General features: G+C 63.6%; 2 protein-coding genes. Both read right to left on the minus strand.

Features of this window, described 5'->3' with window-relative positions:
* Positions 1-346: 346 nt before the first annotated feature.
* Positions 347-2,074 carry a phospho-sugar mutase gene (locus H7U37_RS14700; protein ID WP_204876878.1) on the minus strand — a complete coding sequence of 576 codons (1,728 nt, stop codon included), beginning with the start codon at positions 2,072-2,074 and terminating at the stop codon, positions 347-349.
* 135 nt (positions 2,075-2,209) lie between these two features.
* Positions 2,210-2,552, minus strand: a 343-nt coding sequence (locus H7U37_RS14705; RefSeq protein ID WP_204876880.1) for a 23S rRNA (pseudouridine(1915)-N(3))-methyltransferase RlmH, incomplete at its 5' end; no start/stop codon positions are given.

The following is a 2,552-nucleotide window of genomic DNA, read 5'->3' on the forward strand; positions in this document are numbered from 1 at the left end:
AAATGTGCCGGTGGCACATTTTTAGCGGAGGCCGAGCGGCTATGCCGCGAGGAGGGAAGCAAAGGCAACGGAAGGGGGGATACCCCCCTTCTGCACTTCCCCCAGGCGCGTTCACGGCTCCTTCTGCGCTGCGTAGGGGGCGGACACTGTCCGCCCCGCCTTTCCTGTGGGCACCGCCGCCCTCGGCGGGGTAATCGGATATCCTCCCACCTCGTAGGGACGACCCTTGTGGTCGCCCGCTTCCATGCAGGCACGTTGACCTTTCCTCCACCGCGTTCCACTTCTTCGACAGACTAAAGCGCCGCGGACCGTGGGTCCGCGGCGCTTGCCGGTAACAGAGGATCGATTACTGCTTAAGGGTCTCGGCCCAGGCGGCGTACTTGGCCACCTTGGCGTCGCACTCGGCCTTGTCGGCCCCGTTGGCCAGGATGTAGACCTTGACCTTGGGCTCGGTGCCGGAGGGACGGACGATGAGGCTGGTGCCGTCGGTCATCTCGTAGCGCAGCACGTTGGAGCCGGAGAGCTCCATGGTGGTCTTGCTGCCGTCGGCCACGTTGACCACAGAGCCGTCCTTGTAGTCCTTCTGCTGGGCCACGGCCACGCCGGCGATCTCCACCGGGGGCTGGGCGCGCAGGTTGGCCATCAGGTCGGCCATCTTCTTCAGGCCGTCCAGGCCGGGCATCACCAGGTTGAGGGTCTTTTCGCCATAGTAGCCGTACTTCTCATACAGCTTGAGGAGGGCGTCGTACAGGGTCATGCCCTGGCCGGCGTACCAGGCGGCCATCTCGGTCATGGCCACGGCGGCGGTGACGGCGTCCTTGTCGCGGACGTAGTCGCCCAGCATGTAGCCGTAGCTCTCCTCATAGGAGAAGATGACCTTGCCCTCGCCGGCGTTCTCCAGCTTGTCCTTCTTCTCGGCCAGGAACTTGAAGCCGGTGAAGGTGTCATAGCACTGGAGGCCGTTGACCTCGGCCACCTTGCGGGCCATCTCGGTGGTGACGATGGTTTTCAGCGCCACGGGCTTCTCGGGGAGCTTGCCGGTGCGCTTCTTGGCGCCGATCAGGTAGTCCAGCAGCAGCACGCCGGTCTGGTTGCCGGTGATGACCACATACTCGCCCTTGTCGTTCTTGACCATGATGCCCACGCGGTCGGCGTCGGGGTCGGAGCCCAGGATGAAGTCGGCGCCTTCCTTCTTGGCCAGGTCCACCGCCAGGTAGAAGCCCTCGGGGTTCTCCGGGTTGGGGGAGACCACGGTGGGGAAGTTGCCGTCAATGACCATCTGCTCGGGGACGCAGATGACGTGCTTCATGCCCAGGCGCTTGAGGGCCTCGGGGATGAGCTTGTAGCCGGTGCCGTGGAAGGGCGTGTAGATCATCTTGAAGGTGTCGGCCACCTGATCCACGGCGGCCTGGTCGTTGACCTGCGCCATCACGTTGGCCAGGAACTTCTCGTCGGTCTCCTCGCCCATGAGGGTGATGAGGCCGTCGGCCACGGCCTTGTCGTAGTCCATGGTCTTGATGTCGTCGAAGATGTCCAGCTCTTCCATCTTCTTGGCGATGGCGGAGGCGTGATGGGGGGGCAGCTGGGCGCCGTCGGACCAGTAGACCTTATAGCCGTTGTACTCCTTGGGGTTGTGGCTGGCGGTGACGTTGATGCCGGCGATGCAGCCGTACTCACGCACCGCGAAGGAGACCTCGGGGGTGGGCCGGAGGGACTCAAACATCCGGGCCTTGATGCCGTTGGCGGCCATGACGCAGGAGGCCTCCCGGGCAAACTCCTGGGAGTGGTTACGGCAGTCGTAGCACACGGCCACGCCGCGGGCCACGGCCTCGGGACCCTCGGCCAGGATGACCTCGGCGAAGGCCTGGGTGGCGTGGCGGATGACATGGCTGTTCATCTGATGCAGGCCCACGCACATGGTGCCGCGCAGACCGGCGGTGCCGAACTCCAGGGGCGCGAAGAACCGGCTTTCGATTTCCTTCTCGTCGCCGGCGATGGACTCCAGCTCCGCTTTTTCCTCGACGCTGAGGGCGGGGCTGTGGAGCCATTTCTCATAAGTATCACGATAGGACATGGGGAATGACCTCCAATTCAAACAAGAGTTACGTCAGACTCTCTGCGTACCGTGTTTATGATAGCACAAAAGTGCATCCATTTCCAGCCATTTTTTAATGGGTTTTCACCATATCGGGAAATCATTTTCATCCAACTACTTGTGGTAGCGGCTGCCGGCGCTGATTTGGAAAGCCCGGTAAAGCTGCTCCAGCACCATGACCCGGGCCAGGTGGTGGGGGAAGGTCATGGGGGACATGGAGAGGCGGAGGGCCGCCTGGGCCTTCACGGAGGGATGGAGCCCATAGGACCCGCCGATCACAAAGGCCAGGGCGCTGCTTCCGCTCCCCGCCCACTGCTCCAGCTGTCCGGCCAGGGCCTCGCTGGAAAGGGGCTTTCCCTCCACGCACAGGGCGGTGAGCAGGGCGTTTTTGGGCAGACGAGCCAGGATGGCCTTTCCCTCCTTTTCCAGGGCGGCGTCGATCTGGGCGGGGGAGGGG

Origin of the sequence: Pseudoflavonifractor phocaeensis (assembly GCF_016901735.1) — a bacterium.
Taxonomy (GTDB): domain Bacteria; phylum Bacillota; class Clostridia; order Oscillospirales; family Oscillospiraceae; genus Pseudoflavonifractor_A.

Coding starts and splice junctions, on each gene's coding strand:
- H7U37_RS14700 (WP_204876878.1), bottom strand. CDS start 2,074: ATGTCCTATCGTGATACTTATGAGAAATGGCTCCACAGCCCCGCCCTC.